Below are 20143 nucleotides of genomic sequence, written 5' to 3' on the forward strand. Positions count from 1 at the left end.
CGTCTTTGAGGCATCAGTCCCTCTCTCAGGACTGTCCCTTATATCCTTGTCTCAGTTTTGGGGTGCATTCCAGCAGTAGGGCAGTAGGGCAGTAGGGCAGTAGGGCAGTAGGTGCTCTCTTCCCTACTGCCGTATTGCCCTACTGCCTTACTCCCCTACCTCCGCGGCTGCTGCCACCCCGAATCCAGCAATCCGATCCGGCCAAGCTCCCGGTCCATTGCCTTGGTGACGTCGCGGCGCTCGGCGCCGATGTCGCGCAACTGGCTGTCGGAGAGATTCTCGATGGACTCGTTGGGAAGCCGGGTGGCGACCCGCGCCTGACGCAACCAGTCGATCGCGGCGCGCAGCCAAAGGGCGGCGCCGGAGCGGGGTTTCGGGGCGGTGCAGGACTTGAGAACGATCTCGGTCATGGCTTTTTCCGTGTTCTCCGGACATCAAATCCGGTTTGATGGTGCTTCGATGCTGCAATCTTGTCGGATTGAAAAACAAACGGGAAACGAGTAGTTCTTGTTCGATCATCAAGTTTTATTTGGAGATAGTCCAATGGCCCGCCTGCTGCCGGGAACACGCGCGCTGAGGACGTTCGAGGCGGCGGCCAGGCACCTCAATTTCACCCGCGCGGCCGACGAGCTCGGCCTGACGCCGGCGGCGGTCAGCCACCAGATCAAGGAAATCGAGGATCAGCTCGATTTGGTGCTGTTCACGCGGACCAGCCGCACCATCCGGCTGACGGAAGCGGGCAACGTTCTGTTCGAGGCCTCGATCGATGCGCTCGACCTGCTTGGTCGTGCCGTTACCCGCGCGCGCAAAATGACTAGAGGCACGGCGCTGCTCAAGATCACGCTTGACGCGCAGTTCGCGACCAAATGGCTGATGCGGCGCGTCGACGATTTCCGCAGGCAGCGGCCGGGCATCGAGCTGCGCTTCGACATCGCCTCCAAGCTGCGCGACTTCGATCGCGATGATGTCGATGTCGGCATTCGGTTCGGCGCCGGCAAATATCCGGGACTATGCGCGGACCGGCTGTTCGAGAACGTCATCATTCCTGTTTGCAGTCCGGCTCTGCTGCGGACTGGACCGCCGCTGAACGAGCCGCGCGACCTCTTCCATCACACGCTCGCCCACATCGAATGGTCCCGCCAGGGTATCACATGGCCGAACTGGCGCATGTGGATGGCGGCGGCCGGCGTCGATGATTTCGACGACAGCCGGACCATCGTGTTCGATACCTCGACGGATGTCGTCCAGGCGGCGCTCGACGGCGTTGCCGTCGCGCTCGCCGATTTCGCCATGGTCGCCAACGATCTGTCCGAGGGCAGGCTCATCCGGCCCTTCGAGCTCGGCATCAAGGTCGCGCCGGAGTTCGCCTATTTCCTGGTTTACCCCGAAGCGGTGAAGGACGACGCGCGCGTCATTGCCTTCCGTGAATGGCTTCTCGACGAGGTGGCGAAAGACGCAGCCGCGGCGTGATGCCCGAAACCGCTATTCGTATTTGGCTAAAACTGCTCTAGCCCGCCGGCGCCGCCGGGGCGCCGAACCAGCCGATGATCGCACCCATGATCAGCAGCACGCCAAGCCAGTGGCCGGCGTCGATCAGGGTGAGGCTCCAGCCGAAGCCTTCATAGCGGTGGTTGACCGAAAGCGTGGTGGCGACGAAGCCCAGCCAGAGCACGAAGCCGAACAGCAATCCTGCGACCGGGCTCGGCTCGCCTCCGGTTATCGCGCCGACCACCAGCGTCAGGATCAGCGCCATCACCAGTTCGGCGATGAAGCTGACGATGAACGGAACGGGCGAGCGCTTCATCGTCGCCGGATCGAGTTTCGCCGCCTGCAGCCAGGGCTTGCTCAGGGCCATGTACCAGACGGCGCCGAACAACCATGCGACGATAGCAGCGACGATCACCGCCAGCCAATTCACGACCGAAAAATCCATGAAATCCCCTCCCCGACGCATGTCGCTCAAAAGTGCGAGCGGTTTGAGACAACGACATGCATGAATTGAATAGGCCGATGGAATCCCTGTTCGCCGGCGGCGTCAAGCGGGACCGCAGCGCCAGACAGTGGTGCGCTTGATCTCGGCATCCTCCAGCACGCGCGTCACCGGCACCTGGTAGACGGCGAGCGATTGTAGCCCTTTCTTCGGCAGATAGGCGCGGCCGGGATCGCCGACGAGGATGTCGGCGCCGCGCGCCTTCAAGCTCGTGAACCATGGCATCAGCCTGTCCGCCAGCGGCTTGTCGTAGAAGACGTCGCCGGCGAGCACGACATCCCAGCCGTCATCCGTATCGATGCAGTCCGCATCCAGGAATTCGGCTTTCACGCCATTGGCTTCCAGGTTGAGCGCGATCACCGCCTCGCAAAAAGGGTCGATGTCGGCTGCAATCACTTCAGCCGCGCCGGCCTTCAAGGCGGCGATGGCGACCATGCCGGAGCCGGAGGCGAAATCGAGCACGCGTCTTCCCCGCACCGTCGCCGGATGGTCGAGCACGTATCGAGACAGTCCTTGGCCGCCGGCCCAGGCGAATGCCCAGAAGGGCGGCGGCAGGCCGATCTCGGCCAGTTCCTCCTCGGTGCGCAGCCACAGGTCATGCGCCTCGTCGGCCAGGTGCAGCAGCACTTCCGGCACATGCGGCGGCGCCATCAGCGCCGTGTTGTCGAGGATGAATCTTTTCGCGGTTTTTGGCGTCAGCCGTTTCACGGCGCCGGGTTGAGATCCGCCATGCGGCAGACCTCTTTCCATTCGGCCGGCGTCACCGGCTGCACGGAAAGCCGACCGAGACGGACCAGCGCCATGTCGGCAAGCTTCGGATTGGCCTTGACCTGTTCCAGCGTCACCGGCTTCGGCACGTCCTTGAAAGCGCGGATGTCGACGCATTCCCAGCGCGGGTCGTCGGTGGTGGTGTCGGGATGCGCGAGCGCGCAGACCTCGGCGATGCCGACGATGTCGAGGCCTTCATTGGAATGATAGAAGAAGCCGAGATCGCCGATCTGCATCGCCTTCATGTTGTTGCGCGCCGCGTAGTTGCGCACGCCGTCCCACTGCGTGCCGGCCTTGCCCTTGGCCTTCAGCGCCTCGAAGGAAAAGACCGAGGGTTCGGACTTGAACAGCCAGTAATTCATCTCACTTGTCCCATTGCCGTTTCGCCACGATGAAGCGTTCGCGCTACCCTTACCCTTTCCCCGTTCGCAGGGGGAGTGGGAGCGCCAAGCGAACGATCATGCGCCGGCGGGCTTCTGGAAGACCCAGTTCCACGCCCGGATTTCGACGCTTTCGAACAAGCCGGCTCTGGCATAGGGATCGGTGGCCGCCAGGGCTTGCGCACCGGCCATGTCGGGCGCCTCGATCATCACCAGGCTGCCGTCGGGCTTGCCGTCGGCGTCGAGGAAGGGCCCGGCAAAGGCAAGTTTGCCTTCGCTGATCAGGCCTTCCAGGAAGGCCGCGTGCGCCGACCGCGTGTCGATACGCAGCTGCAGGCTGCCGGGCTTATCCTTGCAAATCAACGCAAACAGCATGTTCAAAACTCCGATGGTTCAGATGTCGGTTTCGGTTTTGAGCGGGCGCGTCATCAGCGCCGTCACGGCCTGACCGATGGTGATCTTGGCGTCGAGGATGGCGGCGACGGCGGAAATGATCGGCGCCTCGATTTGGCGTTCGGCGGCGATGCGGGCGGCAATGCCTGCCGTCGGTACGCCTTCGGCGAGCGGCAGGCCGGCAAGCGGCTTGCCCTGGCCGAGCGCCAGGCCATAGGCGAAATTGCGCGACTGCGCCGAGGAGCAGGTGAGCAAAAGGTCGCCGAGGCCGGAAAGCCCCATCAGCGTCTCCGGCCTGGCGCCGAAGGCGGCGCCGATGCGGCGCAATTCGACGAAGCCGCGCGTCACCATGGCGGCCTGGGCGCTGGCGCCGAGCCCGGCGCCGGTCACGGCGCCGGCAGCGATGGCAAAGACGTTCTTCAGCGCACCGCCGATCTCGACGCCGATCAGGTCGTCGCTGGAATAGCAGCGCAGGTTCTCGGCCGAGAAGCGCGCGGCAAGCTCGGCCGCCAATTCTCCATTCCGGGCGGCGACGACGACGGCCGTCGGCAGGCCGCGCGCGACATCGCTGGCAAAGCTCGGGCCGGAAAGGGCTGCCACCGGGTTGTTCGGCAGGCTCTCCTCGACGATCGCCGACAGCAGCGCGCCGGTGTCGCGCTCGATGCCCTTGGCGCAGAGAACCAGCGGCACGCCCTTCGGCACATCGCCCTCGGCGGTAGCCAGCATCGCGCGCAGCGATTGCGCCGGTGTCACCGCCAGCACGCAATTCGCACCGTCGAGCGCGGCGGCGATATCGCTGGTGGCGACGATGCCGGGCTCGATTGCGATGCCCGGCAGGTAGCGCGGATTCTCGCCGCGATCGATGGCGGCGACAGTCTCGTTGTCGCGCGCGTAAAGCCGCACGAAATGGCCGGCGCGCAGCATGGCCAGCGCCAGCGCCGTGCCCCAGGCGCCACCGCCCAGCACGGCAACCCGCCAGCCGCTCGCTGGCCTCCTGCTGGTCGTGCTTTTCTTGGTCATGCCTTGGCACCGCGCCGGCCAGAGCCGACCAAGGGAGCGGAAACGCTGTCCAACGGCCAGCGCGAGCGCGGCACGAAGCCGGCCGCGTTTTCGCCCGCCATTCCGGCGCGCAGCCGCTCGATGCCGGCCCAGGCGATCATCGCCGCATTGTCGGTGCAAAGTTTCTGCGGCGGCGCGACGAATGCGAAGCCGGCTTCGGAACAGAGCGCCTCAAGCGTGCCCTTGATCGTCCGGTTGGCGGCCACCCCGCCGGCGACGACCAGCGCAGGGCTAGCCTTGTCGGGAAATTCCTTGCGGAAACGGGCGAGCGCGCGACCGACACGGTCGCCCAGCGCATCGGCCACCGCCGCCTGGAAGGAGGCGCAGATGTCGGCGACGTCCTGGTCGCTGAGCGGCGCGATCGCCGTCGCTGCCTGGCGCACCGCCGTCTTTAGCCCCGAGAAGGAGAAATCCGGCTGCGCCGAGCCCTTCATCGGGCGCGGGAAGGCAAAGCGGCCGGCATCGCCGCTCGCCGCCGCCTTCTCGACATTCGGGCCGCCGGGATAGGGCAGGCCGAGCATCTTGGCCGTCTTGTCGAATGCTTCGCCCAGCGCATCGTCGATGGTCGTCGCCCAGCGCTGGTAGTCGCCGACGCCGCGCACCGCGACGATCTGGGTGTGGCCGCCGGAGACGAGCAAAAGCAGATAGGGGAAATCGAGACCGTCGGTCAGCCTTGCGGTCAGCGCGTGGCCTTCGAGGTGGTTGATGGCAATCAGCGGCTTGTTCGCGGCGGCGGCGATCGCCTTGGCGGTCATCAGTCCGACGATCAGCCCGCCGACCAGGCCCGGTCCTGCCGTGGCCGCGACGGCATCGACCTCGTCGAGCGATACGGCCGAATCGGCCAGCGCCGCCTCGACGATGCCGTCCAGCGCCTCGACATGGGCACGCGCCGCAATCTCGGGCACGACGCCGCCGAAGGCCGCATGCTCCTCGATCTGGCTGAGCACGATATTGGACAGGATCTCGGGCGCGGAAGCGCCGTCCAGCGCCACCACGCTGGCCGCCGTCTCGTCGCAACTCGTCTCAATGCCCAGAACGCGGATCAATTCGTCGCTGTCCTCGAAGATTGTGTCTCCGGCCTTTCCTATATAGGAGGTCTGTCGATATTCAGGTGATGCCGGCCTGCAAATGGCGGTTTTCTGCGCTTCCGGTGCTTACGTACCCAAAAGTACGCTCCGCTCGGGTTCTCGAAATCCACCATTTTCGGCTCGGCCTGACCTGAATCTCGGCAGACCTCGAAATCGCCCCGGGGGTTATCACGGACCGCGCGCCATGCAAACTTTGAAAATCGGAACACGCGGCAGCCCGCTGGCGCTCGCCCAGGCGCATGAGACGCGGGCGCGGCTGATGAAGGCGCACGGCCTTGCCGAAGAGGCGTTCGAAGTGGTGCCCATTTCGACCAGCGGCGACCGCATCCAGGACCGGCCGCTGTCGGAAGCCGGCGGCAAGGGCCTGTTCACCAAGGAGATCGAGGAAGCGCTGCTCGACGGCCGCATCGACATCGCCGTGCATTCGTCCAAGGACATGCCGACGCTGCTGCCCGATGGGCTGGAGCTCTCCACCTTCCTGCCGCGCGAGGACGCACGCGACGCCTTCATCGGCAAGACGGTGAAACGGATCGTCGAACTGCCACGCGGCGCCAGGGTCGGCTCATCGTCGCTCCGGCGCCAGGCGCTGATCCGCCGGATGCGGCCGGATCTCGACGTGGTGATGTTCCGCGGCAACGTGCAGACGAGGCTGCGCAAGCTGGATGAGGGCGTCGCCGAGGGCACCATCCTCGCCTATGCCGGGCTGAAGCGGCTCGGGCTGGAGAGCGTCGTCACCGACCTGATGCCGTTGGATGTCTTCCCGCCGGCGCCGGGCCAAGGCGCGATCGGCATCGAAAGCCGCATCGGCGACGGCGCGGTGGAAAAGATGCTGGCGGCCATCCGCGACGCGCCGACCGGCCAGGCATTGGCCTGCGAGCGCGCCTTCCTCGCCGCGCTCGACGGCTCCTGCCGCACGCCGATCGCCGGCCATGCGACGATATCGGGCGAAAAACTGGCTTTCGCCGGGCTGATCATCTCGCCCGACGGCACCGAGTCGCATGAGGTCAAACTGGACGGCTCGGCCCAGGACGCGGCGGCAATAGGCGCGGAAGCCGCGCGGACGGTGCGCGCCAAGGCCGGCGCAAAATTCTTCGACGGCTGGGCCTGACATGATCCGCATCCTGGTGACGAGGCCGGAGCCGGGCGCCTCGCGCACGGCCCGGCGGCTCGAAGCCCGGGGTTTTCAACCCATTGTGCTGCCATTGACCGAAACGACGGCATTGCCGGTCGAGGCAAGCGTCTTTCCTACCGCCGTCGCGGTCGCCGTCACCAGCGCCAACGCGGTTCGTCATGCGCCGAAAGCGTTGATCGCGGCGCTTGCCGCCTTGCCTTGCCATGCGGTCGGGAAAAGGACGGCCGAAACCTGCCGTGCGGCCGGATTTACGTCCGTCTCCGAAGGTCCGGGCGATGCCCAAGCGCTGGCCGGCGTGATAAGTAACGAATTCGCAGGCAAAGAGATGGTCTATCTTTGCGGCCGTGTGCGCCTTCCAGCGTTCGAGGAGCGGCTCGCGGCGGCCGGCATACGGTTCCATGCGGTCGAGACCTATGACACGGCTCGGCTTGCCTGTTCGGACCAAGAGATCGTCGCGCGCTTTTCGAACAAGCCCATCGACGCGGTGCTGGTCTACTCAGCCAGGGCCGCCGAGGCGCTGAGCCCGCTGATCCGCCGGCCCGCCTTGCGTGGTTTGTTCGAAACCGCGGAATTCCTCGCGCTGTCCGCCCGTGTCGCCAAGGCATTGGCCGAGGTCGGCGGGCAAAAGGTCCGCATTGCCTCGCAACCCGACGAGGACGCTCTGCTGGCGCTTTTGTCGCTGCCGCGCTGAGCCGCGTCATCACACCGCCCCTTTTCACCGCTTGGTGATGTGCTAGAGCATCCCCTAGACCCTTCGAACCATCCACAAGCCAGTTCGCGGAGCCCAAGCATGGTCAAGACGCCGAAGACGCGACATTCGAGGAGTCGCCGCGAGCCGGTGACGATCGAGCTCGAGCCCGGCGCCGTCTCGCGAATCGCCGAAGAGGATGCCGCCAAGACCGAGACCGATACGGAACCAACCGACGAGGCGAAGGCGGAGGAAGCGGCCTCCGCTTCGCAACCGGAAGTTCCGGAAGAGCCGATCCATGCCGAGCAGGCCGACATCGAGCCGTGGGAACACGCCGACGCGGCCCAGGGCGCAACCGGCGAATCTGAAGCCACGAGCAAGGATGAGGCGGAGGCGCCCTATCCCGGAGGTTCAGAGACTCCGAAGAGCGAGCCAAAGGGCTTCGGCTACGATTTCGAGGACGCGTCGGCGACCGGTTCCAGTTCCGCCGCCTCGGCGCCGAAGCCGAGCGAGAGCCGGGACGACGATCGTGGGACGTCGCCATCCGGACGCGCCGGCGTGCGCACCATCGCAGCCGGTGTCATCGGCGGCGTGATAGCGCTTGCCGGCGCCGGCCTTCTGCAGGCGGTTGGCCTGCTCGGCTCGCCGGCCTCCAGTGGGGCGCAGCTCGACGGCGTCACTGGCGAGATCGCCTCGCTGAAGAGCGAGATCGGGGCGCTGAAGGAAACAGGCGACGCCGGCGCCTCCGCCAAGGTCGATGGCCTGTCCTCGGCGCTCGACCAGGTGAAGTCGGATATCGCGGCGCTGAAATCGTCGGCCGGGCAAAGCGGCGATGGCGCCGCGCTCAAGGCGCTCAACGACAAGGTCGGCCAGATCGAGACGGCGGTCGCCGACCTGCAGAGGGCCGGCAGTGCCGCGCCCGTCGATCTCGGCCCGCTCAACGAGAAGCTCGCCGGGCTCGACGCGCTGGTGAAATCGGCCGGCGACGCGGCGAAGGCGCAGGACGGCCGGATCGCGGGGCTGGAACAGTCGATGCAGCAGCTGTCGAGCAAGGTCGAGGCGCAGGCCTCGCAGCCGAAGATCGCGCTCGCCATTGCCGCCTCGGCGCTGAAGGCTGCGCTCGACCGCGGCGCGCCCTTTGCGACCGAGCTCGACACTTTCGCCGCGATCGCGCCGGACGCGCCGGAGATCGCGGTGCTGCGGTCCTATGCCGAGAAGGGCGTGCCGACGCGCGCCACGCTCGCCTCGGAGGTCGACGCCGCCGCCAACGCCATGGTCGAGGCGGCGACGCCCGTCGACCGGAATGCCGGCTTCTTCCAGAGCCTGGTGTCGAGCGCCGAATCGCTGGTCAAGGTGCGGCCGGTGGGCGCCGTCGAAGGCAAGGGCGCGCCGGAAACCGTCGCGCGCATCGAGGTGGCGGTCAACCAGGGCGACTATGCCAAGGCGCTCGCCGAATACGACACGCTGCCCGATGCGGCGAAGGCGGCTGGCGCCGATTTTGCCGGCAAACTGAAGGCGCGGCTCGAGGTCGAAAACCAGATCGAAGCGCTGATTGCCGGCGCGACGAAGGCGTGAGGACCATTCGATGATCCGCATCCTCGTCTTCCTCGCCGTCGTCTTCGCCCTGGGGCTCGGCTTTGCCTGGCTGGCCGACCGTCCGGGCGAGATGATCGTCACCTTCAACGGCTACCAGTACCAGGTCACGCTGATGGTGGCGGCGGTGGCTATCGTCGGCGTGGTCGCCGCGGTGATGATCGTCTGGTGGCTGATAAAGTCGCTGTGGAACAGCCCCTATACGATCTCACGCTATTTTAGGGTGCGCCGCCGCGACCGCGGCTACCAGGCGCTGTCGACCGGCATGATAGCGGCGGGCGCCGGCGACGGCGCGCTGGCGCGCAAGAAGACCAAGGAAGCGGCCAAGCTGATCCGCTCCGACCAGGAGCCGCTGATCAACCTGCTCGACGCGCAAGCCTCGCTGCTCGAAGGCGACCATGAGGGCGCGCGGGAAAAGTTCGAGCGTATGATCGACGACCCGGAAATGCGCTTGCTTGGCCTGCGCGGACTCTATCTCGAAGCCGAGCGTCTGGGCGACCGCAACGCCGCGCGCCACTATGCCGGCCGCGCCGCGGCTGTGGCGCCGCAGCTTGCCTGGGCGGCGGAATCGACGCTCGAGGAGCTGACCGAACGTGGCGACTGGGACGGCGCGCTGAAGCTGGTCGAGGCGCAGAAGTCCACCCGCCAGATCGAGCGCGACGCTGCCAACCGGCGCCGCGCCGTGCTGCTCACGGCCAAGGCGCAGGCGCTGGCCGACAGCGATCCGAATGCCGCCCGGACTGCGGCGCTCGAAGCCAACAAGCTGGCGCCCGACTTCGCGCCGGCGGCAGTGATCGCCGCGAATGTGCTTTTCCGGCAGAATGACGTTCGCAAGGGTTCCAAGGTCCTGGAGACGGCCTGGCGGGCGGAGCCGCATCCGGACATCGCCGAGCTCTACACCCATGCAAGGCCAGGCGATGCCGTGCTCGACCGCCTCAACCGGGCAAAGAAGCTGCAGGAGATGAAGAAGAACCACGCCGAGTCTTCTATGGCCGTGGCGCGCGCCGCGCTCGACGCGCAGGATTTCTCAACCGCCAGGCGCGAGGCGGAAGCCGCGATCCGCATGGACCGCCGCGAGGGCGCCTATCTGCTTCTGGCCGACATCGAGGAGGCCGAAACCGGCGATCAGGGCAAGGTGCGGCAGCTGCTGTCGAAGGCGGTTCGGGCGCCGCGCGATCCGGCCTGGGTCGCCGACGGCGTCGTCTCCGAACGCTGGGCGCCGGTGTCGCCGGTCACCGGCAAGTTGGACGCCTTCACCTGGCGCGCGCCCATGGAGCGGCTTGGCCAGTTGATCGAGAGCGAGACGGACGTCGCGCTGCCGGCAATTTCTGCCGCGCCGCCGGCCGTGCCGGCCGAGAAAGCAATCGACATTGTCCCCGATGCATCGGCCACGAAGCCGGCTGCCGAAGCGTCGAACGGCATGGAGGAGGAAATCGCGGCCGCCTTGGGCGATGGCGCGGCCGCCGAGCAGGCTTCGGAGCCGCCGCGGTTGCCCGACGATCCGGGCGTCGCGCCGGAAGACCAGGCGGAAAAATCGCCGCGCCGGTTTCGTTTGTTTTGAGGTCCGGTTTTGGCGAACAGGGAAAAGGTATCGATGTTCGAACGCGTGTTGTCCTTCCTGAGGGATTTGCCGGCTGGCGAAGCCAAGCCGAGCGCCGACGATCCGCGCGTCGCGGCCTCGGCGCTGCTCTATCATGTGATGAATGCCGACGGCGTGCGCCAGGATGTCGAGTGGGAGCGCTTCAAGGAGATCCTGGCCGAGACCTATTCGATCAGCGGCGACGAGCTCGACGCGCTGGCGGCCGCCGGTGAGCGCGCCGACAACGAGGCGATCGACCTCTACGCCTTCACCAGCGTGCTCAAGCGCCATCTCGATGCCGAGGCGCGCAAGGCCTTCATCGGCCTGATGTGGGAGATCGTCTACGCCGACGGCGAATTGCACGAGCTCGAGGACAATACCGTCTGGCGCGTCGCCGAACTGATCGGCGTCGAGCGCCAGGACCGCATCGAGGCGCGCCGCAAGGCAGCGGCCGAAGCGCCCGATGCGCGCGGAACGTCGAGCGACGAATAGGACCTCGCCTGCCCATGCCACCCAGACCGAGGCCGAGACCAAAAATCCTGATCGTGCTGCATCAGGAGACGTCGAGCCCCGGCCGCGTCGGCCACATGCTTCTCGAAGAAGGTTTTGACCTCGACATCCGCCGGCCGCCGCTCGGCGAGGAGCTGCCCTCAACGCTGGACGGCCACGCCGGCGCGGTTATCTTCGGCGGGCCGATGAGCGCCAACGATGAGGACGAGTTCGTCCGCCGCGAGACCGCCTGGCTCGAAATCCCGCTCAAGGAAAACCGGCCGTTTCTCGGCATCTGCCTCGGCGCGCAGATGCTTGCCAACCATCTCGGCGGCAAGGTCGAAGGCCATGGCGAAGGGCTGGTCGAGATCGGCTGGTATCCGCTGAAGGCGACCGAGGCCGGCAAGAAACTGCTGCACTGGCCGGAGATGGTCTACCAGTTCCACCGCGAGGGCTTTTCATTGCCGAAGGACGCGACGCTGCTCGCGACCGCCGAAACCTATCCCAACCAGGCCTTCCGTTATGGCGACAATGCCTGGGGCATCCAGTTCCACGGCGAGCTGACCAGGGTGATGATGCAGCGCTGGGTGGTGCGCGGCGCGCATCGCTTCGAATTGCCCGGCGCCCAGCCCGGCCGCGACCATCTCGGCGGCAGGCTGATCTGGGACATCCACCTCAAGCGCTGGCTCGGCGAGTTTTTGAGCCTGATTTTTGGCAGGCCGGCTGTGGGGTAGGGTAAAAGCCAATTGCCCTAAACCGGCCGGGTTTGACCCGAAGACCACGCTGTAAATCTCAATTGCGCCAGAAGCGCTACCAAAGTCATAATCTCCTCAGGCTATCGCCTCCCAGATTCGAGCCTTAGCACCTCGATCATCTCGCCGGACGACATCTCTCGGCCGATAAGATTCTTGCGGATGTCCTGGAACCTACGAGCCATACCTATATAGCGAGCGACCGTGGGTGAGTGCGAGTTGAAGTCGCGGCCCTTAAAGTCCTGGAACCGCCCAAGCTTCTCCACCAAGAACCTCGCGATGCCCATGTACTCGGTCTCATTGTTTCCATCGAAGCCGTGGAATTTGGGATCCTTTCCCCAAATGCCAACTGCTGCCTCGACAGCCCTTTTCTCCTCATCAGTGTAGCCCTGATAGGCAGTCTCGATGAAGTTCCACATGTCGAGGATATCGACGACCGTCCGGACCTTCTTCGGGTCATCGACGTGATCGTGCATAACGCCGGTCATTTCCCAGAGCAGAGCCCAGAAGTGCCCGCCGTAGATCGCCTCCTGTACCAAGTCTACGGTCTTCATGTCGTATTGGGCGTCGCGCTGATTGCCGCGCTCCTTAATCTGGTTCTTCAGTATCTCGGATAGCATCCAGATAGTCAGCTTGTCGGTGTTGTTGAGTCTGAATCCTTCCTTCGTATGCTCTTCCAGTTTGTCGTCGAGCAGACGCCGGATAGCTTCGGATCGCGTTGGGAGGTCTCCCTGCGCCATCCTCCACTCATCCAACCGTTCGATTATTTCAGGTTCGAGGCGAAGCTCGATCCGTTCTGTTTTGGAGTGAATTCGCTAAGGCCTCTATTTCTCACCAAGCTCACGACGGAATGCTGCCAGTCGTTCAGCGCGCTCTTGCGCCTGAGGGCGCGTTCTCAAGAAATCGAGCAGGATATCCTTGGTCATCCTGAGGGCGACGAAGAAGGTGTCGGCGAGGTGGAAATAGGCTGCCTCCGGCCGCTTCGCATCGACTCCGGACAGGTTAAAAAAGGCGCCCATTTCCAGGTGGACTAGCTTCGATTTGATGTTCTCACCGTCGAGATGGACAAAGGCCGATGTGTCCTCGTAGGCTTCGGTTACCCACGCATATTCAAACGACAACGCTTCGTGTAGCACCTTGTCAGCCAGCCTTACTCCTTCGCGCGACTTGAGCTGCCCGAACTTATTCCCGGCCATCAGATGTGCGCCAGCGGCCTCAACGTCGTCCACTAATGTCAAACCGTACAGACGCATCGCAGCCTCGATCTGCATACGAACGGTGGCTATAGCGGCAATCGTATTCCGGCCCTCGACCAGAGTGCAGAAGGCATGTGCATTCGACGTCGATTTCGTCACCGCAGCAAGCGAATACCATTCGACCGGCGCGAGGAAGCTGCCGAGGGGGGAGTAGGTTTTATCCGGGGCGCGTTCGATATCGAGTGCGATAGCACGGATGCGGTCCAGCCGGCCAACCAGGTCGAGCAGGTCGTCCAGCACGATCCCTTTGGTCTCAATCACAGATGGTTCCTTATGCGAACTAACCCGGATGACTCCGACATCGCCTGTGTCATTCGCGGAGACATGGAGCGATCCAATGCTACCCGCACTGAACAAACAATATGTCTGGATTGATCCTCAACATGAATGCTGACCCAAGAGCCACAAAAAGTCTGCCAAAAACTGGTCCGCAAAGCTATTCGAAACCATGACTACTCCGACGACGTCCATGGTCAGAGAGAAGGTCGGGTCCGCGCACAGCAGGTACTGCCAGTCCGCTTTCGGCCCTATCCCAGCCGTTCTCGGCGCAGCCAAATTGTCCCGAGCATCGGATCCAGCGTCCAATCAGTTCCGGCTGTTGAGGTGCCGCACCTGCCGCAGCGCGGGGAACAGATACGCCCACAATACAGCGACCGCGATGGCGCCGATGCCGCCGATCACCACCGCCGGCACGGTGCCGACCAGCGCCGCCATGGTGCCGGCGCGGAACTCGCCGACCTCGTTGGAGGAGCCGACGAAGACCTGGTTGACGGCGTTAACGCGGCCGCGCACCTCGCCCTGAGATGGCGAATGCATCGTCCTTCGTCGCCGGCGCAGTGCACCGGCGGTCCCGTCGGTATCGACGGAGCCGCAATCTGTGCTAAGTCGCCGCCCAATCAATCAAAGGACGATACCTGTGAAAGAACTGACCGTGGCCGAGGCGACCGAAAATATCTATGCCTCACTCCGAGCGGACAATGCCGACATCGATGCCCATATCGTGGCACTCAAGGCAGCGCTGACACGAGAGGGGAAAAAACAGGCGGTGTTCGATCCGACCAAGTTGGCGCAGAACAACCGCTCCGGCCGCAAGTTGATGCAGGCCTATTTTCGGCAGCGCGGCGTTAGCGTGAGCTTTTCGGAGTAGAAACTGCTCCAGACCTATCTCGTTCGTCGCCGGCGCAGCCCCCAGCGGGTTAGGTCCGGCGCATAATCAGTTCCGGCTATTCAGGTGCCGTACCCGCAGCAGCGGCGGGAACAGCCAGGCCCACAGGCCGGCAACGGCGACGGCGCCGATGCCGCCGATCACAACCGCCGGCACGGTGCCGATCAGCGCCGCCATGGTGCCGGCTCGGAATTCGCCGACCTCGTTGGAGGCGCCGACGAAGACCTGGTTGACGGCATTGACGCGGCCGCGCACCTCGTCCGGGGTCCAGAGCTGGATCAGCGTCTCTCTGATATAGACGCTGAACATGTCGGTGGCGCCGAGCATGGCAAGGGCTGCGATCGACAGCCAGGTGATGGTCGAAACGCCGAACAAAACGGTGAAGGCGCCGAACAGCGCGACGAAGCCCAGCATGATCTTGCCGGCATGGTCGCGGATCGGGTGGCCGGCGAGCCAGATCGCCACGGCGATGGCGCCGATGCCGGGCGCCGAGCGCAGCAGGCCGAGGCCCCAGGGACCGAGTTCGAGGATATCGCGCGCATAGACCGGCAGCAGCGCCGAGGCGCCGGACAGAAGCACGGCAAAGAGGTCGAGGGAGATCGCGCCGAGCACGATCTTCTCGCTCCAGATATAGCCGAAGCCGGCAAACAGCGTCTGCATCGTCGGTTTGTCGGTCGCCGTCTGCTGGGCAGGCTTGGGAATGGTGAAGACGAGCAGCGCGGCGACAAGCATAAGGATAGCGGCGGTAGCGTAGGCGATCTCCGCCGAGAGCCCGTAGAGCAGGCCGCCGGCGACCGGGCCGACGATGGTCGCCGTCTGCCAGGCGGAGGAGTTCCAGGCAATGGCGTTGGCGAAATGCTCAGGCGGCACGAGATTGGCGACCAGCGAGGACGATGCCGGCCCGTAGAAGGCGCGGGCGATGCCGAACATGGCGAGCACGACGAAGATCGGCAGCGGGCCGCCAAGCCCGCGCAGCGCCAACAGCAGGAGAGCGAGCGCGCAGCCGGCTTCGACGAGCGACGACAACGTCATGATCAGGCGGCGGCCGAAGCGGTCGGCGACGACGCCGGTGACAAGCACCAGGAGCAGCGACGGCAGGAACTGGACGATGCCGACGATGCCGAGGTCGAAGGGATTGCGCGTCAGGTCGTAGATCTGCCAGCCGACGGCGACAGAGACGATCTGGGTGGCGAAAGTGGTGAGGAAGCGCGCCGTCCAGTAGCTGAGATACGGTCGGTGACGGAAGGCGGCGTAGCGCTGTTCAGGTGAAGTTGTTTCGATGGTCATGGTTCAAGGGCCCCGTTGCGGCATCCGCCGGCGGGGCACTTCCACGGCGGGCGCTGGTCCGACCGCAGACCCTTAGCCCAGTTCGTCTTGCAGCGCGCGTAAAAAATCCGCGCTGGATGAAGGATTTTGCGGCTTGTTCCATCGAACGCGCACGATATTCACGGCCACGGCGCTGCGAGAGCGGCGATCGGGCCGCAGGTCGAGTTGCCGAAGTGGTTAGCCACCCAGTCGCGAATCGGGCCTTAATGAGGCGCTCCAAAGTACTTGGTCCGAAGCTCATCGATTTCACCTGCGTCGCGGGCGCCGAGCAATTCTATCGTCAGCGGACGGGTCCAGGGGCTCTGGCGCGGAAGGGCGAAGCCATACTTGTCCGGTTGGAATAGGCGCCCAACCACTTTCGTCGGCGGATTGGGATGTGTGTAGGCATAATATTCGAGAACCGGCGCATCGGCGATGATGGCGGTCACCTGGCCATTCACCAACCCGTCGACGGCGCGATCGAGACCGGCGTAGGTCTGCGTCTGCAAGCCCTCGTGTTGCGCAAAATCCTCCTCGACCGTACCAGTCAGCACGCCGACCGTCTTGTCGGTGAGGTCGGCGATGCCGTTGATCTGGTTGGTGAGTGAAAGCGTCGTCATCACGCTCGTGACCGACGAGGTGACGTAGGCAAGCACGGCGATACCGCAAACCAGCCACAGACCTTGCCAGATGCGTCCGATCCAGCCGAACAGGTTCTTTCGCGACGGCGGCTTGCCGGATGTCGCGACCGACATCACTGTATAGAAGCTCTCGGCGATGCCGTCGCGCCACCGCCTGGGGAACGCCGCGTCAAACCGCCGGTCGAAGAAAGTGAGCAGAACCGTGGCAGCCATGATGATCAAGCCGATCCAGGCATAGGCCTTCAGGAAACCGGCATCGCTGAGCCCCTCGATCAGATTGCCGAAGCCCTTTCCCTGATCCGTGCCGGTCATGATCCGCATACCGCCGTCGAACCAGGGTTGGGTGAAGTCGACCCGTTCAGCGCGGGACTGGTTTATGGTGAGGTTGGTGACCGCCACGTCGACCTTGCCGGAGGCGGTGGCCTCGACGAGATCATGGACCGTCTGGAATTCGACATAGCGGTACTGGCGGCCCAGTTTCGGGACGAGACCCTCCCAAAGATCGACTGCCATGCCGGTGAGCCGTCCGCCATCCTTCATGACGAAAGGAGGATTGACGAAGACACCAACGTTCAGCGGCGCGGAAGGCTGTTGGGCCTGGGCGGCAATCTGCGGCCAAAACAGCGCCAGAAGCAGGGCGAAAGCGCCGGCTAGCCTGCACCACATCCGTGTAGCGATCCTTTTCTTGTCAGCCGAGGACGACCGATGGAGTTCATGAGAACCGGAACGTTGAAAATCGCCGGCCAGTTCCTGCGGACTTGCCGAAGGACAGAAACAGGACGGTGCGGTTGGCCTCCATAGGGCCCGCGTCAGCATCGAAGAACCCGAATGGGTGAGCGGCGTTTATTCCGCTCCGCGCAAAGGGTGGCCTGCTTCGAAAGTGCCAGGACAATATATCGAGATGCAAGCGATGGCGCCTTTGCCGGGGACAATTGCGCCGATGCCAAGGATCAGGCCAGCTTGAATCGGTGCGCCGATGCCTCGTTCAGGAAATCCGACAAGAAGCTCAACGCGCTTTACAAGCAGATCGAAGCCCGCCTGAAGGACGACGCGGATACCAAGAAGCTTTTTGTCCAGGCGCAGCAGGACTGGATCAAATTCCGCGACGCAAAATGCAATTTCCAGGCTGCGGGAGCGGCCGGAGGAAGCATGGCCCCCATGCTCGCCTTGATGTGCAGGGACAGCTTGACGCAACCCCGCGTCAAAAACTTCGAGGCTTGCCTGAATTGCCGGGAAGGCGATCTGAGCTGCCCCGTTCCGTCAACGAACTGAAACGCCCGCAAATGGCTCAGCCTCTCAGCGCAGCCGAGATGGCAGCCAGCCCGCCGCGCAATTCAGTCTCCTTCGGCCAGCCGAAGCCAACGCGAAAGAAGCGCTTCGGCATTTCGAACCAATGGCCGGGGCCGACATAGGTGCCGTGCTCGTCCAGAAGCCTGGCGTAGAAGCGGTCGAGGTCGAAGCCGGGATCGACGTTCAGCCGCGGAAAGCCGACGACGCCGCCTTGCGGCCGCACCCAGTCGACCAGCGGTTCGCCGTCGATCCAGGATTGCACAATGTCGCGCCGCTTCGCCATCTCCGGCAGCAGCGACGCCAGGAAGGCGTCGCGGCGCTTAAGCATCTCGCGCGCGATCGCCTCGTCGATGACGCTGCCGCAGATGCCGATCTGCTCCTTGGCGGCGAGGAACGTCTCCTGCAGGGTCTTGTCCCTGGTAACCAGCCAGCCGATGCGGATGCCCGGGATGCCGAAGGCCTTGGACAATGAAGAGACGCTCATGGCGCTTGGGCTGAGAGATGCCGCCGAAGGCAGCCGCTCGCCATAGGAGAGATCGCGATAGGTCTCGTCGACCAGCAGCCGGCAATGCCGGCTCTCAGCAAGCGCGATCAGCGCGTCGAGATCGGCGCGGCTCATCATGGTGCCGGTCGGGTTGTGCGGGCAGGTGACGCTGATCAGCCTGGTGTTCGGCAGAACGGCAGCCGCGACGCATTCGACGTCGATCGCGAAGCCCTCGTCGAAATCGAGATCGATATAGGAGATGGCGCAGCCGATCGCCTTGGGCGTCTCGATGTTGGTGGCGTAGTTCGGCCGCACGACCACCAGATGATCGCTGGCCGAGAGCAGCGAGGTGGCGATGATGAACAGCGCGCCGGCGGCGCCCGCCGTCACCAGCACGTCGCCCGGCGAGAGCCCATTGTCCTGCGCGGCGATCAGCGCGCGCAGTTCCTTCTCACCGCGATGCTCGCCGTAGAACAAGATGAGGTCGGGCAGCGAGAGACCGATGTCGGAGAGTTTTTGGTCGGTGATCGAGCTTTCGGAAAGATTGTAGCGGATGCGGTCGTAGCCGTATTCCTCCGGTGCTTCCTTCTCGATCACCATCCTTGCGTAGTTCATGGCCGTGCTCCCCACAAAATTTGGGTATCCAAGCCACAAAAGCAGGAAGCCTGCCAAGACGGATTCGCCGGCAGGCTTCTTGAACCGTTGGTGCAGGCAGGTGACGCTTCAGGCGGAGGCCTTGGCCTTCCTGCCCCTCTTGACCGGTTCGGCTTCGGCCTTGCGGCCGAGGCCGATCGACTTGGCCAATTGCGAACGCGAAGCCGCATAGTTGGGTGCGACCATCGGGTAGTCCACGGGGAGGCCCCATTTGGTGCGGTAGGCCTCGGGCGACAGCCCGAAATGCACGCCGATATGGCGCTTCAGCGATTTGAACTTCTTTCCGTCCTCGAGGCAGATGATGTAGTCCGGCGTCACCGAGCGCCGGGGGTTGACGGCAGGGACGGGCGGGGGTGCGGGGGGCTCCGCCGGCTGGCTGATCCCACCGATCGAGGAAGCGACGCTGGCGATCAGTTCGCCCAGGCCAGAAGCGGGCAGCCGGTTCTTGGCGACATAGGCCGACACGATGTGAGCGGTGAGCTCGAGCAGGTCGACTTCTTCCTTGGCTGTGTTGGTGTCCTCGTCCACGTAATTCCTCCTCTATGCCGCATGGCCGCGAAAATCGGGATGTGAGAGCAGCTGCCGCGTCCTTCGTGCGCCGGGGAAGACGCATGGCGCGGCAGGCCGGCGAATTCCTAGTCGGCAAATGTGCAGGGCGCAACGATCAGTCGCGCGGTTACACGTTATTTTGAACAACTATACTGAAATGTAGCAATATCAGACGATCAGCGCCTTGTCGCGCCACAGTCGAAATCCACCTTCGAAGGCGCGAGTGTTGTCGCCGCGCCTGGATTTTTCGGGCAATTCATCGAGCTTGTCGACATTGCCGCCGCCGATGACCACATAATCGGGCTGCAAGGCGGCGCGAAGCCTGTTGACGACGTCGAAGACGTATTTGCGCCATTTTTTCTTCCCGTGCTTTTCCAAGCCGCGCTCGCCGACATAGTCCTCGAAGCTCAAGCCTTTCCGGTAGGGAAGGTGGGCAAGCTCCATCGGCTGCCCGACATTGTCGAGGATCATCGCGGCGCCCAGGCCGGTGCCCAGGCCGAGAAAGAGCATACGGCCGCCCTCGTAGCTGCCGATCGCCTGCATGAGCGCGTCGTTGACGAGTTTCACCGGCTTGCCGAAAGCGGCGCTGAAATCATAGCCGTTCCAGCCCTTGCCGAGATTGAAGGGATCGAGTGAAGGCTTGTTGTCCCGCACCGGACCGGGATAGCCCATCGAGATGACGTCGTAGCTCAGTCCTTCGGCGAGTTCGTTCACCGAAGCAACCACCCGCTGCGGCGTCAGGCCCGGTCCGGATTCGGTGCGGCGCACCTCGCCGCCGGTGCTGGTGAGGATCTTCACACGCGAGCCGCCGACATCGATGGCGAGCACGACCTGCCCGCCCTTCGTCGCAGCCGGTTTTGTTGATTTCGCCATCCCGTTGCCTCCGAA

At 64.4% G+C, this 20143-nt stretch carries 23 protein-coding genes and 1 pseudogene; 9 read left to right on the forward strand and 15 right to left on the reverse strand.

Annotation, left to right across the window (positions count from 1 at the left end; all coding sequences use genetic code 11):
- Positions 1-155: 155 nt before the first annotated feature.
- Positions 156-410: a hypothetical protein gene (locus RFM40_RS30015; protein ID WP_320226828.1), complete on the reverse strand. Its 255-nt coding sequence runs from the start codon at positions 408-410 to the stop codon at positions 156-158.
- Positions 411-543: 133 nt separating this feature from the next.
- Here RFM40_RS30015 and gcvA point away from each other — a divergent pair, with 133 nt between their 5' ends.
- Positions 544-1470 carry a transcriptional regulator GcvA gene (gene gcvA, locus RFM40_RS30020; protein WP_320226827.1) on the forward strand — a complete coding sequence of 309 codons (927 nt, stop codon included), beginning with the start codon at positions 544-546 and terminating at the stop codon, positions 1468-1470.
- A gap of 37 nt (positions 1471-1507) precedes the next feature.
- Here the strand turns inward: gcvA and RFM40_RS30025 are convergent, their stop codons facing one another.
- From RFM40_RS30025 to tsaD, 6 genes are all read right to left on the reverse strand, one after another.
- Positions 1508-1933, reverse strand: coding sequence for a DUF1761 domain-containing protein (locus RFM40_RS30025; protein ID WP_320226826.1), 426 nt, complete (start codon positions 1931-1933; stop codon positions 1508-1510).
- Between the two features lie 102 nt (positions 1934-2035).
- Positions 2036-2740: a class I SAM-dependent methyltransferase gene (locus RFM40_RS30030; protein WP_320226825.1), complete on the reverse strand. Its 705-nt coding sequence runs from the start codon at positions 2738-2740 to the stop codon at positions 2036-2038.
- Positions 2695-3120 (reverse strand): EVE domain-containing protein, encoded by a 426-nt coding sequence (locus RFM40_RS30035; RefSeq protein WP_320226824.1) that lies wholly within the window; start codon positions 3118-3120, stop codon positions 2695-2697. The genes RFM40_RS30030 and RFM40_RS30035 overlap by 46 nt, the downstream gene beginning before the upstream one ends.
- A gap of 96 nt (positions 3121-3216) precedes the next feature.
- The gene (locus tag RFM40_RS30040) at positions 3217-3513 is read right to left on the reverse strand and encodes a YciI-like protein (RefSeq protein WP_320226823.1); all 297 of its coding nucleotides are present in this window, start codon (positions 3511-3513) and stop codon (positions 3217-3219) included.
- Between the two features lie 18 nt (positions 3514-3531).
- Positions 3532-4551 (reverse strand): NAD(P)H-dependent glycerol-3-phosphate dehydrogenase, encoded by a 1020-nt coding sequence (locus RFM40_RS30045; protein ID WP_320226822.1) that lies wholly within the window; start codon positions 4549-4551, stop codon positions 3532-3534.
- Complete coding sequence (tsaD, locus tag RFM40_RS30050) at positions 4548-5633, reverse strand: tRNA (adenosine(37)-N6)-threonylcarbamoyltransferase complex transferase subunit TsaD (RefSeq protein ID WP_320226831.1); 1086 nt, start codon at positions 5631-5633, stop codon at positions 4548-4550. Before tsaD ends, RFM40_RS30045 begins: the two co-directional genes overlap by 4 nt.
- Before the next feature lie 229 nt (positions 5634-5862).
- Here tsaD and hemC point away from each other — a divergent pair, with 229 nt between their 5' ends.
- From hemC to RFM40_RS30080, 6 genes are all read left to right on the forward strand, one after another.
- Complete coding sequence (gene hemC, locus RFM40_RS30055; protein ID WP_320226821.1) at positions 5863-6786, forward strand: hydroxymethylbilane synthase; 924 nt, start codon at positions 5863-5865, stop codon at positions 6784-6786.
- Between the two features lies 1 nt (position 6787).
- Positions 6788-7501 carry a uroporphyrinogen-III synthase gene (locus RFM40_RS30060; RefSeq protein WP_320278784.1) on the forward strand — a complete coding sequence of 238 codons (714 nt, stop codon included), beginning with the start codon at positions 6788-6790 and terminating at the stop codon, positions 7499-7501.
- Between the two features lie 99 nt (positions 7502-7600).
- Positions 7601-9073, forward strand: coding sequence for a COG4223 family protein (locus RFM40_RS30065; protein ID WP_320278785.1), 1473 nt, complete (start codon positions 7601-7603; stop codon positions 9071-9073).
- A gap of 10 nt (positions 9074-9083) precedes the next feature.
- Positions 9084-10652: a heme biosynthesis protein HemY gene (locus RFM40_RS30070; protein ID WP_320226818.1), complete on the forward strand. Its 1569-nt coding sequence runs from the start codon at positions 9084-9086 to the stop codon at positions 10650-10652.
- A gap of 33 nt (positions 10653-10685) precedes the next feature.
- Positions 10686-11162 (forward strand): tellurite resistance TerB family protein, encoded by a 477-nt coding sequence (locus RFM40_RS30075; RefSeq protein ID WP_320226817.1) that lies wholly within the window; start codon positions 10686-10688, stop codon positions 11160-11162.
- 14 nt (positions 11163-11176) lie between these two features.
- Entirely contained in the window at positions 11177-11893 is a 717-nt protein-coding gene (locus tag RFM40_RS30080) for a glutamine amidotransferase (RefSeq protein WP_320278786.1), read from the forward strand.
- 101 nt (positions 11894-11994) lie between these two features.
- Here the strand turns inward: RFM40_RS30080 and RFM40_RS30085 are convergent, their stop codons facing one another.
- From RFM40_RS30085 to RFM40_RS30095, 3 genes and pseudogenes are all read right to left on the reverse strand, one after another.
- Complete coding sequence (locus RFM40_RS30085) at positions 11995-12651, reverse strand: YfbU family protein (protein ID WP_488259963.1); 657 nt, start codon at positions 12649-12651, stop codon at positions 11995-11997.
- Positions 12652-12735: 84 nt separating this feature from the next.
- Positions 12736-13428, reverse strand: coding sequence for a hypothetical protein (locus tag RFM40_RS30090; protein ID WP_320278787.1), 693 nt, complete (start codon positions 13426-13428; stop codon positions 12736-12738).
- A gap of 324 nt (positions 13429-13752) precedes the next feature.
- Positions 13753-13962: pseudogene (locus RFM40_RS30095) on the reverse strand (MFS transporter); the annotation flags it as partial.
- A 121-nt stretch (positions 13963-14083) separates the two neighbouring features.
- Here RFM40_RS30095 and RFM40_RS30100 point away from each other — a divergent pair.
- A complete protein-coding gene (locus tag RFM40_RS30100) occupies positions 14084-14314 on the forward strand; it encodes a hypothetical protein (protein WP_320226814.1) in 231 nt (76 codons plus the stop codon).
- 66 nt (positions 14315-14380) lie between these two features.
- On the opposite strand, the gene RFM40_RS30105 is transcribed toward RFM40_RS30100, so the two are convergent.
- Both RFM40_RS30105 and RFM40_RS30110 read right to left on the reverse strand, forming a co-directional pair.
- Positions 14381-15619, reverse strand: a complete 1239-nt coding sequence (locus RFM40_RS30105; RefSeq protein WP_320278788.1) for an MFS transporter — start codon at positions 15617-15619, stop codon at positions 14381-14383.
- Positions 15620-15861: 242 nt separating this feature from the next.
- Positions 15862-16944 carry a transporter substrate-binding domain-containing protein gene (locus RFM40_RS30110; RefSeq protein ID WP_320278789.1) on the reverse strand — a complete coding sequence of 361 codons (1083 nt, stop codon included), beginning with the start codon at positions 16942-16944 and terminating at the stop codon, positions 15862-15864.
- A 162-nt stretch (positions 16945-17106) separates the two neighbouring features.
- Here RFM40_RS30110 and RFM40_RS30115 point away from each other — a divergent pair, with 162 nt between their 5' ends.
- The gene (locus RFM40_RS30115) at positions 17107-17550 is read left to right on the forward strand and encodes a lysozyme inhibitor LprI family protein (RefSeq protein WP_320278790.1); all 444 of its coding nucleotides are present in this window, start codon (positions 17107-17109) and stop codon (positions 17548-17550) included.
- 16 nt (positions 17551-17566) lie between these two features.
- Here the strand turns inward: RFM40_RS30115 and RFM40_RS30120 are convergent, their stop codons facing one another.
- The 3 genes from RFM40_RS30120 to RFM40_RS30130 form a co-directional block, all read right to left on the reverse strand.
- On the reverse strand, positions 17567-18667 hold the full coding sequence (locus RFM40_RS30120; protein WP_320278791.1) for a pyridoxal phosphate-dependent aminotransferase: 1101 nt from the start codon (positions 18665-18667) through the stop codon (positions 17567-17569).
- Between the two features lie 108 nt (positions 18668-18775).
- Positions 18776-19234 carry a Ros/MucR family transcriptional regulator gene (locus tag RFM40_RS30125; protein WP_320222500.1) on the reverse strand — a complete coding sequence of 153 codons (459 nt, stop codon included), beginning with the start codon at positions 19232-19234 and terminating at the stop codon, positions 18776-18778.
- Positions 19235-19423: 189 nt separating this feature from the next.
- Entirely contained in the window at positions 19424-20128 is a 705-nt protein-coding gene (locus RFM40_RS30130) for an ROK family protein (RefSeq protein WP_320278792.1), read from the reverse strand.
- Between the last annotated feature and the right edge of the window lie 15 nt (positions 20129-20143).

Source organism: Mesorhizobium captivum (assembly GCF_033977165.1).
GTDB lineage: Bacteria > Pseudomonadota > Alphaproteobacteria > Rhizobiales > Rhizobiaceae > Mesorhizobium > Mesorhizobium captivum.